The sequence below is a fragment of the Paracoccus sp. (in: a-proteobacteria) genome (genome assembly GCF_039808215.1).
GTDB lineage: Bacteria > Pseudomonadota > Alphaproteobacteria > Rhodobacterales > Rhodobacteraceae > Paracoccus.
The window spans coordinates 1-14,286 of the sequence record NZ_JBDHSP010000008.1 but is presented as its reverse complement, the minus strand read 5'-3'; the positions used below and the strand labels follow the sequence as shown (position 1 = coordinate 14,286).

The window sequence follows — 14,286 nt, the reverse complement described above, 5'->3', positions numbered from 1 at the left end:
GAAAGGACACGAAGATGCCCGGATTTCTGACCACCCATGTGCTTGACACCGCCAATGGCACGCCCGCCCAGGGCATGCGGATCGAGCTTTTCCGCCTCGACGGCGGCCGCCGGCTGATCGCCGAGACCGTCACCAACCACGACGGCCGCACCGACAGCCACATCCTGCCCGAGGCGCAGTTCGAACTGGGCGAATACGAGCTGATCTTCCATGTCGGCGCCTGGCTTGACGCCATCGGCCATCAGGCGGCGAAGCCGCGTTTCCTCGACCTGGTGCCGCTGCGCTTTGGCATGTCGGAACAGGACCATTACCATGTGCCGCTGCTGATCTCGCCCTACGGTTTCTCGACCTATCGCGGCAGCTGAGCCGCCTTGCACGTCTGCGAACTACCCCGGGGGTGACAACCCGCGGGGCGTGAGGGGGCAATGCCCCCTCTTTGCATTTTTGCCACCCCGTCGCCGGGCGAAGGATTTTCAACCAGGCGTTAAGACAGCAAGGGGGAATGCGTGAATGGTCGTGGGGCCCGCCAGAAAGTAAACTTTTCGCCAGCAAGACAGGAGACCGAATATGTCCAATTTCGCCATCATCTGGGAGTGGCTCTCGTTTGCCATCAGATGGACCCATGTCGTCACCGCCATCTGCTGGATTGGCTCGTCCTTCTATTTCGTCGCGCTTGACCTTGGTCTGCGCAAGCACGCCGGCCTGCCGGCTGGTGCCCATGGCGAGGAATGGCAGGTCCATGGCGGTGGTTTCTACCATATCCAGAAATACCTCGTGGCCCCGGCCTCGATGCCCGAACACCTGATCTGGTTCAAATGGGAAAGCTACATGACCTGGATCTCGGGGGCCGCGCTCCTGATGGTCACCTACTGGGTCGGCTCCGAGCTGTTCCTGATCGATCCCGCCAAGATGGAGCTCGCGCCCTGGCAGGCGATCCTGATCTCGGCCGCCTCGCTGTCGATCGGCTGGTTGGTCTATACGAACCTGTGCAAGTCCAAGCTGGGCGAGACGCCGACGCTGCTGATGCTCTTGCTGTTCGTGCTGCTCCTGGTCATGGGCTGGGCCTATAACCAGGTCTTCACCGGCCGCGCCGTGATGCTGCACCTGGGCGCCTTCACCGCGACGATCATGACCGCCAACGTGTTCTTCGTCATCATGCCGAACCAGCGCATCGTGGTGGCGGACCTCAAGGCCGGCCGTGCGCCCGATCCGAAATACGGCAAGATCGCCAAGCTGCGTTCGACCCACAACAACTACCTGACCCTGCCGGTCGTGTTCCTGATGCTGTCGAACCACTACCCGCTGTCCTTCGCCTCGGAATACAACTGGGTGATCGCAGGGCTGGTGTTCCTGATGGGCGTGACCATCCGCCACTTCTTCAACTCGATGCATGCGGGCAAGGGCATGCTGTGGTGGACCTGGGTCGTCACCGTCGCGCTGTTCTTCGCGGTGATGTGGCTCTCGTATTCGCCGGCCTTCCACCAGACGGTCGAGGAATCCGAGGCCCGTGTCCTGACGCCGACGCAGCAGGCCATGGTCGAGGCGCCCGGTTGGGATGATGCATATGCAGCGGTCATGGGCCGCTGCAGCATGTGCCACGCCCGCGAACCCGGCTATGAGGGCATCCACACCGCGCCGAAGGGGGTCCTGCTTGAGACCCCCGACGACATCACCCGCGCCGCACGCGAGATCTTCGTGCAGGCCGGGGTGACCAATGCCATGCCGCCGGCCAATGTCAGCTTCATGGAACCGCAGGAACGCCAGGCGATCATCGACTGGTACAACGGCCTGCCGCGCAGCTTCGCGTCGAACTGAACAGGCGAAACGGCCGGGCACGGGTCCCGACCGTTTGCCACCTTGCGGCCGCCGCGGCCGGGCGGCTATTGAAACAGGCCTTTCGTCTCGCGGGCGACGAAATCCGCGAACAGCCGCACCTTGGGATCCTGCAGCCGCCGATGCGGCGTCAGCACCCCGAATTGCGAGGGCAGCGGCGGGCAGGCCGGCAGCACCTCGACCAGGCGGCCCGACTTCAGATGCGCGTCCACCTCGTAATGCGGACGGTTGACGATGCCCCTGCCCTCCAGCGCCCAGTCGGTCAGAACGTCGCCGTCGTCGGCATCGAACTTGCCGGCCACCAGCAGCTTCTGCGGCCCTTCCGGCGTCTGCAGCATCCAGTAATATTCCGGGCTGCGCGGATAGCGCAGCAAGAGGCAGTTATGCGCCGTCAGGTCTTCGGGACGTTCGGGCCGGCCGTGGCGCTCAAGATAGGCCGGCGTCGCCACCAGCGCCCGCCGGCATTCCGCGATGCGCCGCCATTTCAGCGCCGAATCCTGCGGCTCGCCCAGAAAGAACGCCAGGTCGATGCCGTCGGCAATGATGTCCACATTGCGATCCGACAACCGCAGCCGCAGTTCGATCCCCGGATATTCGTCGCAAAACCGCGGCACAAGCGGCGCGATCAGCCGCCTTCCCAAGCCCAGCGGCGCCGTCACCCGCAGGGCGCCATGCGGCATGCCGGAAAACCCCGAGACCACCGCCTCGGCCTCGTCCAGGGTCTCGATCACGCGGCGGGCATTGTCATAGAAGGCGCGGCCCACCTCGGTCGGCACCAGCTTGCGCGTGGTGCGGTTCAAGAGCCGCACGCCATAGCGCGTCTCGAGGTCCTTGATCCGGTTCGAGGCCACGGCCGGGGACATGCGCAGATCGCGCCCGCCGGCGGTGATCGAACCCAGCTCGACCACGCGCACGAATACTCGCAGACTTTCAAGATATGGCACGGACCCACCCCGCCTCTTTCAAGGAATCGCTGAAAGTCTTATGCTCATTCGGTGATTTCGCAAAGGCTCATTCACAATTAGGCTTTTTGTCACACCCAGCCAGGCTGAGCGAGGAGCACATGGGCCAAGAATTGCGCTTTCTACTCAATGACACAGAGATCCGGCTGACCGAGGCCGGGTCGCGCGACACGCTGCTGGATTTCCTGCGGCTGAACCGCCGCCTGCTGGGCACCAAGGAAGGCTGCGCCGAGGGCGATTGCGGCGCCTGCACGGTGCTGGTCGGGCGGCTGCATCACGGCCGCCTGCATTATGAGCCGATCAACGCCTGCATCCGCTTCCTGGCCTCGTGCCATGGCTGCCATGTGGTGACCATCGAGCATCTGCAGGGCGCGGGCGGCGGGCTGCATCCGGTGCAGGCCGCCATGGTCGAACATCACGGCAGCCAGTGCGGCTTTTGCACCCCGGGCTTTGTCATGGCGCTTTACGGGCTGTGGATGCAGAACCCGCGCCCAGACATGCTGGCGATCGAGACCGCGCTGCAAGGCAACCTGTGCCGCTGCACCGGCTATGAGCCGATCGTGAAGGCCGCCTTCGCCGCCAGTGAGGCAGGCGGGCAGAACATGGACGCGCTGTCGGTCGAACGCGAGCGCATCACCGCGACGCTGAAGGCCATTCCGGCCGGGCGCGTCGATGTCGCGCGCGGGGATGACCGCGCCATCCTGCCGGCGGATGCCGCCGATCTGGCGCAGGTGCTGGCCGAGAACCCTAGGGCCACCATCGTCGCCGGCGCCACCGATGTCGGGCTCTGGGTGACGAAATTCCTGCGCGACATCTCGCCCGCGGTTTTCATCGGCCATCTGCAGGAGCTGAAAAAAATCGAGATCACCCCCGGGCATATCACCATCGGCGCCGGCGTGACCTATTCCGAATTCGAGCCCTTCATCCAGCGCCATTTCCCCGAGGCGCTGGATTACTGGCTGCGCATCGGCGGCTGGCAGGTCAGGAACGCCGGCACCATCGGCGGCAATGTGGCGAACGGCTCGCCCATCGGGGAAACCCCGCCGCTGCTGATCGCGCTGGGCGCCAGCCTGCGGCTGCGCAGCACCCAGGGCACGCGCGAGCTGCCGGTCGAGGATTACTTCATCGCCTATGGCAAGCAGGATCGCCGCGCCGATGAATTCGTGGAATCGATCACCGTGCCGCTGAAGGGCGAGGCGCGCATCGCCGCCTACAAGGTCAGCAAGCGCCACCACGCCGACATCACCGCCTCGGCCGCCGCCTTCCGGGTGGAAACCGACGGCACCACGATCACCGGCGCCCGCGTGGCCTTTGGCGGCATGGCCGCGGTGCCCAAGCGCGCCGCCAATGCCGAGGCGGCGCTGCAGGGCCAGCCCTTTACCGCCGAGACCTTCGAGGCCGCAGCGCTTGCCGTGGCAAACGACTTCCAGCCGCTCAGCGACTGGCGCGCGACCAGGGAATACCGTCAGCAACTTGCCGCCAACTTCTTCCGCCGCTTCTGGCTGGAACAGTCGGGCGTCGAACATCGCCTGAGGAGAGTCGAATGAAACAGGACGTCATCGTGAAGGGCGCGGCCCATACCTCGATCATCCACGATTCTGCGATCAAGCACGTCACCGGCCGGGCCGAATATACCGACGACCTGCTGGAACCCATCGGCACGCTGCACGCCTATCTGGGCCTGTCGACGGTGGCGCACGGCCGCATCACCACCCTCGATCTGGATGCGGTCCGCGCGGCCCCGGGCGTGCAGGCGGTGCTGACCGCCGCGGACATCGCGCATAACGACATCAGCCCCAACGGCCTGGATGACGAGCCGGTGCTGGCCTTCCCCGAGGTGCAGTTCCACGGCCAGCCGATCTTTGTGGTGATCGCCGAGACCCGCGACCAGGCGCGCCGCGCCTGCAAGCTGGCGCGCGTCGACTACGAATCCCTGCCCTTTCACAAGGAGGTCATGGACGCGCATCAGGCCGGCATGGGCTATGTCACCAAGCCGATGAAGCTGGCGCGCGGCGACATGGCGGATCTGGCGCGCGCGCCGCGCCAGCTTGAAGGCCGCGTCACCATGGGCGGGCAGGAACATTTTTATCTGGAAAGCCAGATCGCCTTCGCCATCCCCGGCGAAGATGACGAGGTGGTGATCCATGTCTCGACCCAGCACCCGACCGAGGTGCAGCACATGGTCTCGCATGCGCTGGGCGTGCCCTCGAACGCGGTGGTGGTCAATGTGCGGCGCATGGGCGGCGGCTTTGGCGGCAAGGAATCGCAGATGAACCTGTTCGCCACCATCGCGGCGGTGGCGGCCAAGAAGCTGGGCCGCCCGGTCAAGATCCGCCCCGACCGCGACGACGATTTCCAGATCACCGGCAAGCGCCATGATTTCGTCGTCGACTACAAGGTGGGCTATGACGACAGCGGCCGCATCCAGGCGGTGGACGCCGATTTCTATGCGCGCTGCGGCTTTTCCTCGGACCTGTCGGGGCCGGTGACGGACCGGGCGCTGTTTCATGCCGACAACGCCTATTACTATCCGGCGGTCGAGCTGCGCAGCCATCCGGTCAAGACCAACACCTGTTCGAACACCGCCTTCCGCGGCTTTGGCGGCCCGCAGGGCATCGTCATGGCCGAACGCATCGTCGAGGACATCGCCTATGCGCTTGGCCGCGACCCGCTGGAGATCCGGCGCCTGAACCTTTACGAAAACGGCCAGCTGACCCCCTATCACCAGGAGGTCGAGGACCAGATCATGCCGCGCATCTTCGACGAGCTCGAGGTCAGCAGCGACTATCAGGCCCGGCGTCAGGCGGTGCTGGACTGGAACGCCCGCGGCGGGGTGATCCGCAAGGGCATCGCCATGGTGCCGGTCAAGTTCGGCATCAGCTTTACCGCGACCTGGTTCAACCAGGCGGGCGCCCTGATCCACATCTACTCCGACGGCTCGGTTCACCTGAACCACGGCGGCACCGAGATGGGCCAGGGGCTGAACACCAAGGTGGCGCAGGTGGTGGCCGAGGCGCTGGGGATCTCGATCGACCGCATCAAGATCACCAAGACCACCACCGAGAAAGTGCCGAATACCTCGGCCACGGCGGCTTCCTCGGGCACCGACCTGAACGGCATGGCGGCGCAGGACGGCTGCCGGCAGCTGCTGGAGCGCCTGACCGGTTTTGCCGCCGAAACCCATGGCGTGCCCGCCGATCAGGTCACCATCGGCGAGGTGGTGCGCATCGGCGACGCCGAGATGGGCTTCGACGACTTCATCCATTCCGCCTATATGGCGCGGGTGCAGCTCTCAGCGGCGGGGTTCTACAAGACGCCCAAGATCCACTGGGACCGCGCCACCGGGCGGGGACGGCCGTTCTATTACTTTGCCTATGGCGCCGCCTGCGCCGAGGTCTCGATCGATACGCTGACCGGGGAGTATGTGATCGAACGCGCCGACGTGCTGCATGACGTGGGCCGCAGCCTGAACCCGGCGCTGGACAAGGGCCAGGTCGAGGGCGCCTTCGTGCAGGGCGCGGGCTGGCTGACCAGCGAGGAGCTGTGGTGGGACGACAAGGGCCAGCTGCGCACGCATGCGCCCTCGACCTACAAGATCCCGCTGGCCTCGGACCGGCCCAAGGTCTTCAACGTCGATCTGGCGGAATGGTCGGTCAACCGCGAGAACTCGATCAAGAAGTCCAAGGCCGTGGGCGAGCCGCCCTTCTGCCTCGGCATCTCGGTGTTTCAGGCGCTGAACATGGCGGTGGCCTCGTTCAACGGTTACCGGGAAAACCCGCGTATCGACGCGCCCGCCACGCCCGAGCGCGTGCTGATGGCGATCGAGAAGCTCAGATGATCCGGGTCACCATCTCCCGCGTGCGGGGGTCTTCCCCGCGCGAGGCCGGGGCGGCGATGTTCGTCGCCCCGGACCAGCTGCAGGGCACCATCGGGGGCGGGCAGCTGGAATACATGGCCATCGACCGCGCCCGGCAGATGCTGGCGCGCGGCGAGGACAGCGCCCAGATGGATGTGCCGCTCGGCCCGGAAATCGGCCAATGCTGCGGCGGCCGGGTGGAGCTGACGCTGACCCGCGTCCAGGCCGTCCCGGCCGCACCAGACCATCCGCAGGTGCTGATCTTTGGCGCCGGCCATGTCGGCCGGGCGCTGGCCCGGGCGCTGGCGCTCTTGCCGCTGCGCCCGATCCTGATCGACCAGCGCGCAAATGAATTGGCGCAAGCCAGCGGCGAGACCCGCCTCACCCCCCTGCCCGAGGCCGAGATCCGCAGCGCCCCCTTTGGCACCAGCTTCATCATCCTGACGCATGACCACGCGCTGGACTTCCTGCTCGCCTCCGAGGCGCTGCGGCGCATGGACGCGCCCTATATCGGCATGATCGGCAGCCAGACCAAGCTTGCGCAGTTCCGCCGCTTTGCCCGCGCCCAGGGGCTGGACACCGACCGCCTGACCTGCCCGATCGGGGCCGGTTTCTCCTCGGACAAGCGCCCCGAGATCATCGCCGCCTTCACCGCCGCCGAGATCATCGGTCGGCTCACCCAATCCGCGCCCAGCCACAGGAAACATGCATGCGAAAGCTGATCCGGGGACGCACCCTTTCCTTTCACGCCGACCCGGCCGAGGTTGAGAACGCCTATACCTACCATGAGGACGGCGCGATCCTGATCGAGGACGGCAAGATCGCTGCGATCGGCGATTACGCCAGCCTGCGCGCGGACGGCCTGCCCGAGGTCGATCACCACCCGCATCTGATCCTGCCGGGCTTCATCGACACCCATATTCATTTCCCGCAGGTGCAGGTGATCGCCAGCTGGGGCGCGCAGCTTCTGGACTGGCTGAACAGCTACACCTTCCCCGAGGAATCGCGCTACGCGCAGCAGGGCCACGCGCCGGCCATGGCCGAGAGGTTCCTCGACCTGCTGGTGTCGCACGGCACCACCACGGCGGCGGCCTATTGCTCGGTGCATCCGGCCTCGGCCGAGGCGCTCTTTTCGGCGGCCGAACGGCGCAACATGGCGATGATCGCCGGCAAGGTGATGATGGACCGCAACGCCCCCGAGGGCGTGCTGGACACGCCGCAACAGGGCTATGACGACAGCGAGGCGCTGATCGAAAAATGGCACGGCCGCGGTCGCCAGCGCTATGCGATCAGCCCGCGCTTTGCCATCACCTCGACGCCCGAGCAGATGGAGATGGCCGGTCAACTGGTGCGCGAACATCCCGATTGCCATGTCCAGACGCATCTTTCGGAGAACCTCGCCGAGATCGAATTCACTCTAAGTCTTTATCCCAAGGCTCGGGATTATCTGGATATCTACGAGACCTGCGGGCTTCTTTCAGACAAGATGCTGCTGGGCCATTGCATCCATCTGCGCGAGCGCGAGATCGCGAAGATGGCCGAGACCGGCAGCCGCGCGGTCTTTTGCCCGACCTCGAACCTGTTCCTCGGCTCGGGCCTGTTCGATGAGGCGGGCCTGCGGGCCGCGGGCGTGGTCAGCGGCATCGCCACCGATGTCGGCGGCGGCACCAGCTATTCCATGCTGCAGACCCTGAATGAGGGCTACAAGATCCTGCAACTGCGCGGCCAGAAGCTGCACCCTCTCGCCGCCTTCCACTGGGCCACGCGCGGCAATGCGCTGGCGCTTGGCATGTCGGATCAGATCGGCACGCTGGACGTGGGAACGGATGCCGATCTGGTGGTCCTGAACAGCCGCGCCACGCCCGCAATGGACCTGCGCATGGACCGCGCCGAGACGCTGGCCGAGGAGCTGTTCATCCTGCAGATCCTGGGCGACGACCGCGCCGTGGCGCAAACCTATGTCGCGGGGCAGGCCATGCTGGGGTGATCTTGCCGTCAGTACCAAAAAGGCAAATGAGCGCCCAATGGGCGGTTCCTCCTTCCCAAGAGCGGCACGGGAAGAAGATCAAGTGTTTACATCAGCGGCCGCAGAGGACGATCCGGTTGGCGGTGCAGCTCCTCCGACGGCATTGCCTGACCAAAAGGACAGGAAGGCTTCCGGCGGGTTTTCTTGTCCCAAACCTGGGCATCTGGGACCATGGAATGGTTACCATTCCCGCAGCCCAGCTGCATTGTTCTGGTTCGGAGGAATCCCAAGCCTGTCATCAGCATCGAAGGCGGCCGTGCAGCCGAGAACGGATTTGCCTCGTTCACCCTGCGCCTGTCCGAGTCCTCTCTGGATGCGGTATCGGTTGATTTCGCCATCTTTGGCCGCACCGCCGACCGTGGCTTCGACCTGTACAACAGCACTTACCCGCAGTTCGGAACCGTCATTTTCGAGCCCGGCGAGACAGTGAAAACCGTCACCATCCGGATCAAACCTGACTATGCGCCTGAAACCGACGAGAGCTTTTTCCTGGAGCTGCGCAACCCGGTTGGTGCCAGCTTCGACGGCGGCAATGCGGCGCTGTCGGCGGTGGGCTGGGCGCTTGACGATGACCCGCCCAGTGACGATCGGGCGCTGGCCGTTTCGAACCCGGTGGTGAGAGGGCGCCGCAACCGCGACCCTCACCGTCAGCCTGTCGGAAGCCTTCGACACCGACCGCAGCTCCCCCTATCAGACGCTTGACGGGTCGGCGCGCGCGGGAAGCGATTACACCGCCCGCAGCGGCACCGTCACCTTCCTGGCCGGTCAGACCGAAGCACTGGTGACGATCGATCTGGGCAATGACAACCTGTCCGAGCCGGGCGAGAACTTCCGCCTGGTCGTGAACGGCGGCCATGGCGTCACCGGCGCGGTCGGGACGGCGGCGATCCTCGATTCGGATGCGGCCGCGCCGATCATCTCGATCGAGGGCGGGGCCGCTTTCGAGGACGACTTTGCGATCTTTACCCTGCGCCTGTCCGAAGCCTCCGCCGATGCGGTCACCGTCGATTTCGCCACCCGCGGCGGCACCGCCAACAGCGGCCTCGACCTCTACAACCTCCACAACTACCCGCAGTCGGGCTCTGTCACCTTCGCGCCCGGAGAAACGGTGCAAACCGTTACCATCCGGGTCAAACCTGACACCGGCGACGAGATCGACGAGAGCTTCTTTCTGGAGCTGCGCAATCCCTCCGGTGCCGGTTTCGGCGGCGGCAACACTAGCCTGACCAGTATCGGCTGGGTGCTGGACGATGACAACGCACCGGCGCTCAACCGCAGCGTCGCGGTCTCGCATGCCGAATTGCGCGAAGGCCCGGGCGGGCGGATGGCCGTCTTTACCGTCGAAATCTCAAGCGCCCTGACCGAGGCGGTCACGCTGAATTATCAGACCGCTGACGGCACTGCCCTTGCCGGCAGCGATTATGTCGCGGCGACTGGCCAGGTCACCTTTGCCGCCGGCCAGACGCGCACGGAAATCATGGTTCGCGTCAACGACAACCTGACCCTGGAAGCGACCGAGCAGTTCTATCTGCGCGTGGCCCCGCCCTTCCCGGCGGTGATCTCGTCGCGTACGGCGGCGGTGACGGGCACCGCCACCATCCATGACGGCACCATCCGTGGTACCGCCGGACATGACATCCTGAAGGGCAGCGACGCAGCCGAGCGTTTCGAGGGCTTTGGCGGCAACGACCGCATCAGCGGCGGCGGTGCGAATGACATTCTGGTCGGCGGCGCCGGGCAGGATACGCTGGTGGGCGGGACCGGCGCCGACCGTCTTGCGGGCGGGAAGGGCAACGACACCTATGGGGTCGATGCGCAGGACAGCATCCTCGAGGTGGCGGGCGGCGGGATCGATCTGGTCCTGGCCGGGCAGAATCACCGGCTGACCACCCATGTCGAGAATCTGATCCTGCTCGGGACGGGGAATTTCACCGCCACCGGCAATGATCTGGCGAATGTGCTTCAGGGCAACGCCGGCCGCAACCAGATGGCGGGCGGCAAGGGCAACGACATCTATGTGATCGGCGCGGGCGACACTGTGCGGGAACTGGCCGGTCAGGGGATTGACACGGTGCGGGCCAATGTCTCGCATGTGCTGGCTGCCAATGTCGAAGCCTTGACTCTGACCGGCACGGGCAATCTGACCGGCACGGGCAATGCGCTGGGCAATCGGATGATCGGCAACGGGGCAAACAACAACTTGCGTGGCCTGACCGGGAATGACGTGCTATCCGGCGGGGTCGGGAACGACAGCCTGTCCGGGGGCGTCGGCACCGACAGGCTTGCGGGTGGGGCAACAGCGATCTTCTTCATGGCGGGACTGGGGCGGATGACTTCGTCTTCACCTCCATAAGTGATAGCCGCCCCGGTTCCACGCGTGACCGCATTGCCGATTTTGCCACGCGCATCGATGACATCGACCTGCATGGCATCGATGCACGGACGAATGGCGCCGGAAATCAGGATTTCCGCTTCAGCGGCACGGCATCCGCGGCCTATTCCGTCTGGTATGTGCAGCAGGGCGAGAATGTGCTGGTGCGTGCGGACGTGAATGGCGACCGTCGCGCTGATTTCGAGGTCCTGCTGGAAGATGTCTCCCGTCTGAGTGCGCAGGATTTCCTGCTGTAGAGGGCGGATACGCACCGGTCAGATTCCGGATCGCGGAGTGAGGAAGAAGTGGCGCTTCTGGATATCCTCGATGCATCCATCGAAGCGTTCGACCGGGCCGTTGGTCTGCGGCGCGTCGGCGGCGCAAGGCGATGCTCGATGCCGAACCCGGCACAGAGAAGGTCAAAGTCGTGGTTCCCGCAAAGGGGCGCGGAGGCGCAGGCTGAACAGTGGCTCGGTCGAACTCCTTGCCCCGCGCCACTGTCTCTCGAACCAATGGCGTGCCAATGGCTTGGTCGGGGAGGACGCGCCTGGGCAAGGCATGGCGCGCTCGAATGCATCTGGACGCTCTGCAGACCGGACCCGCCCCCATCCCCGATCCGCAGCATCCTGCCGGGCCGGGTCATGGGTCCTGCGGAAACGCCCGGGCCAGCTGGGCAGGCTCGATGGCCAGAAATCGGGGCAACCTGCTGTCGCGTCAGGGGTCAGTCACATTGCCGGCAGGTCCGGGTTGTCTCCGGCCCGGCGCCCATGCGCATGCGGCCAGAACAACGCCGTGAGGCAAACTGTGAAGATGATCGCGAACAGCACATAGGCGATGCGCGTCGAGAAAAGCTCGGACGGACTACCGGGCAGGGGCGATATGCTGAGTCCCAGCAGGACCAGAAACGTGGTCAGCGCCCCGGCGCCGATCTTGCCCAGCTTTGGGTCGGTCGCGATCTGTCCGCCGAACATGAGCGCGACAAGCAGCACGACAAGAAACAGGGCCGGCAGGTTCGGCCATGACGAAATGAAGACGAATGCGAACGAGGCGACGATCCCTCCGAAGAGATTGACGATGACAAGGCCCAGGGCCGCCCTCCGCGTCGTTGCGGCATCGGCCTGGCCAAGCAGGGTCGCGACGGTCATCGGAATGAGCAGCGCGAAGGAAAGCCGGGAATCGAGCAGGCAGAGAACGACGCTGGCCAGCAGGATCGCGCCGCTGATCAGCGCCTGTCGTCGCGGAGGCGGCAGCGCCGCCGTCACCGGAGACGGGGGCGTGGCGCCCGCCGGGTCGGGCCAGACCGCATGCACCCCCCAGGCCAGCAGATTGCCGCCGATGGCCGCCCATGCAAACATCGCCACGACCGGCTTGCCAAGATCGACCTGCTCGATCCCGAGAAGGGGCACGATGATGGCAATGACGATGACGATGAAGGCCGCCGCCCCGCCCTTGCCCTCGGCCTGCAGGCCAAGGCAGGCGCTATAGAGCAGCCAGAGCAGGGCAGCCAGCACGAACGGATGGCCGGTCAGGACGGAAACGGTCGCGACAAGCACCTGCGCCACCACCAGCACCAGGGCGATGGTGACAAGCCCCTGCACAAGCGACAGCGGGCGCCGGCCGGCCGTTAGCAGCTGGCAGGCAAAGACGGGCAGAAGAAAGGGAATCGGGTCGTTGATCCACAGCGCGAGCGTGAACCCGACCGCGCTGGCGCTTGCGATCCTCAGGCCGTGGCGGCGGGTCGCAAGCCGTTCCAGCGCCCCGCCGGAAAGGTTCGCGTCATGTGGCATAGGTCAGGACGGACAGAAACCGCACCCAGGCCGAGGCGATCGCATTCATCACCGGGCGGTCACCCGTGTAGATGACGACAGCCGCCTGCGAACCCAGACGGCTGCCGCGCGGCCAGTCCCCCTCGAACACCAGGCGCACCGGGAAAAGTTGCGGATCGCGCACCCAGGTGGTCCGGTTGCGGATGACCGGCAAGCCGTTGGCATCGACTGCGCTGAGGCTTGATGAGGTGGCGCCCCAGCCGACACTTTCCACCCTGGCCTTGAAGATGCGCCCGGGAAGCGTGTCGAGGACGACCTCCACGGGATCGCCCGAGCTGATGTGCTCGAGGCTGTTTTCCTTGAAGGCCGCGGCAATCCATATCGTCCCGGAATCGACGAAGGTCAGCGCCCGCTGGCCCACGCCGACGAATTGACCGGCGGCCAGCTGCAGGTTGGTGATGGCGCCGTCGGCGGGCGCGGTGACGGTGGTGCGGATCAGATCCAGCCGGGCCCGCTCCAGGGCGGCCAGCGCCTCCTTGATCTGCGGGTTGTCCGCACCAGAGGACCCGAGCTCCTGCTGAGCCTTGGCGAGCTCGGCCTCGGCCCCGGCCACGGATGCTTCCGCTGACGCGAGCGCGGCCTTTGCCTCGTCATGTTTCGACTGTGCATAGATGCCGCGCTCGACCAGTTGAAAGCTGCGATTGGCCTGTTCGCTCACATTCACGGCCCTGGCGCGCGCCTCGACCAGACGCGCCTGGGCGGCATCCACCTTCGCGGTATTGGCGCCGATGGTCTGGCCGATGCGCTCCAGCCGGGACTCGGCCTCTGTCACGGCGATCTCATAGGGGCGCGGATCGATGCGGAACAGGACCTGGCCAGCCTTTACCGCCGCATTGTCGACGACGCTGACCTCGGCGACGCGGCCCGATACCTCTGCCGCCATCGGCACGACGAAAGCCTGCACGACCGCCTGCGATGATGTCGGCGTGAACCGCTCCATCACCAGCGACACGACATAGAGACTGGCGGTCAGCACGACCACGATCAGCGCGATCCGGCGCAAGGGGTTGCCGGATGCAGCCTTCGGTGCGGATCCGTTGCCCGCTTCGGCTGTCGCTTCGGTTTTATGTGGGTTCGACATGCTTTCCCGCTGAAATGGCGGCGTCCATCCGGGCGTCGTCTGAAATTCGCAATGCCATATCCCTCCTCCCTTGGCGACAAACGAGGACAGGACTTGGCCAGCATGAGGATAGCTTGCTGAATCCATCGAGGGCAAGGACCATACAGACGGGTTTTGATGGCGCTGGGGGCACCACCCGCCAGAGCCTGACATTCGAGGTCCATGAGACCCACCGCAATCGCAAGCTCGCAGATGCCCTCGACATGATTGAACGGCTTGCAGTTACCCACAAGTTGATGCTGGCGTGCTTTGCACGATGCTTGCGCCTTCGACGAGATCGGCGAGGCGTGAG

General features: G+C 65.4%; 11 protein-coding genes. 8 read left to right on the top strand and 3 right to left on the bottom strand.

What is annotated here, in order from left to right; translation table 11 throughout:
• Window positions 1-14 precede the first annotated feature (14 nt).
• The gene (gene uraH, locus WMK75_RS04760; RefSeq protein WP_347266511.1) at window positions 15-365 is read left to right on the top strand and encodes a hydroxyisourate hydrolase; all 351 of its coding nucleotides are present in this window, start codon (window positions 15-17) and stop codon (window positions 363-365) included.
• Window positions 366-567: 202 nt separating this feature from the next.
• A complete protein-coding gene (locus tag WMK75_RS04755) occupies window positions 568-1,815 on the top strand; it encodes a urate hydroxylase PuuD (protein WP_347266510.1) in 1,248 nt (415 codons plus the stop codon).
• A gap of 65 nt (window positions 1,816-1,880) precedes the next feature.
• On the opposite strand, the gene WMK75_RS04750 is transcribed toward WMK75_RS04755, so the two are convergent.
• Complete coding sequence (locus WMK75_RS04750; RefSeq protein WP_347266509.1) at window positions 1,881-2,777, bottom strand: LysR family transcriptional regulator; 897 nt, start codon at window positions 2,775-2,777, stop codon at window positions 1,881-1,883.
• Window positions 2,778-2,896: 119 nt separating this feature from the next.
• Here WMK75_RS04750 and xdhA point away from each other — a divergent pair, with 119 nt between their 5' ends.
• The 6 genes from xdhA (at window position 2,897) to WMK75_RS04720 (ending at window position 11,030) form a co-directional block, all read left to right on the top strand.
• Window positions 2,897-4,342, top strand: a complete 1,446-nt coding sequence (xdhA, locus tag WMK75_RS04745; protein WP_347266508.1) for a xanthine dehydrogenase small subunit — start codon at window positions 2,897-2,899, stop codon at window positions 4,340-4,342.
• Window positions 4,339-6,633 (top strand): xanthine dehydrogenase molybdopterin binding subunit, encoded by a 2,295-nt coding sequence (xdhB, locus tag WMK75_RS04740; protein WP_347266507.1) that lies wholly within the window; start codon window positions 4,339-4,341, stop codon window positions 6,631-6,633. Before xdhA ends, xdhB begins: the two co-directional genes overlap by 4 nt.
• The gene (xdhC, locus tag WMK75_RS04735) at window positions 6,630-7,373 is read left to right on the top strand and encodes a xanthine dehydrogenase accessory protein XdhC (protein WP_347266506.1); all 744 of its coding nucleotides are present in this window, start codon (window positions 6,630-6,632) and stop codon (window positions 7,371-7,373) included. The genes xdhB and xdhC overlap by 4 nt, the downstream gene beginning before the upstream one ends.
• Entirely contained in the window at window positions 7,361-8,638 is a 1,278-nt protein-coding gene (gene guaD / locus WMK75_RS04730; RefSeq protein ID WP_347266505.1) for a guanine deaminase, read from the top strand. Before xdhC ends, guaD begins: the two co-directional genes overlap by 13 nt.
• Window positions 8,639-8,848: 210 nt before the next feature.
• Window positions 8,849-9,379 (top strand): Calx-beta domain-containing protein, encoded by a 531-nt coding sequence (locus WMK75_RS04725; RefSeq protein ID WP_347266504.1) that lies wholly within the window; start codon window positions 8,849-8,851, stop codon window positions 9,377-9,379.
• Window positions 9,330-11,030, top strand: coding sequence for a Calx-beta domain-containing protein (locus tag WMK75_RS04720; protein WP_347266586.1), 1,701 nt, complete (start codon window positions 9,330-9,332; stop codon window positions 11,028-11,030). Before WMK75_RS04725 ends, WMK75_RS04720 begins: the two co-directional genes overlap by 50 nt.
• A gap of 743 nt (window positions 11,031-11,773) precedes the next feature.
• Here the strand turns inward: WMK75_RS04720 and WMK75_RS04715 are convergent.
• Together WMK75_RS04715 and WMK75_RS04710 are read right to left on the bottom strand one after the other, a co-directional pair.
• Window positions 11,774-12,835 carry a DUF2955 domain-containing protein gene (locus WMK75_RS04715; RefSeq protein WP_347266503.1) on the bottom strand — a complete coding sequence of 354 codons (1,062 nt, stop codon included), beginning with the start codon at window positions 12,833-12,835 and terminating at the stop codon, window positions 11,774-11,776.
• Window positions 12,825-13,955, bottom strand: a complete 1,131-nt coding sequence (locus tag WMK75_RS04710) for an HlyD family secretion protein (protein WP_347266502.1) — start codon at window positions 13,953-13,955, stop codon at window positions 12,825-12,827. The genes WMK75_RS04715 and WMK75_RS04710 overlap by 11 nt, the downstream gene beginning before the upstream one ends.
• Window positions 13,956-14,286: the final 331 nt, after the last annotated feature.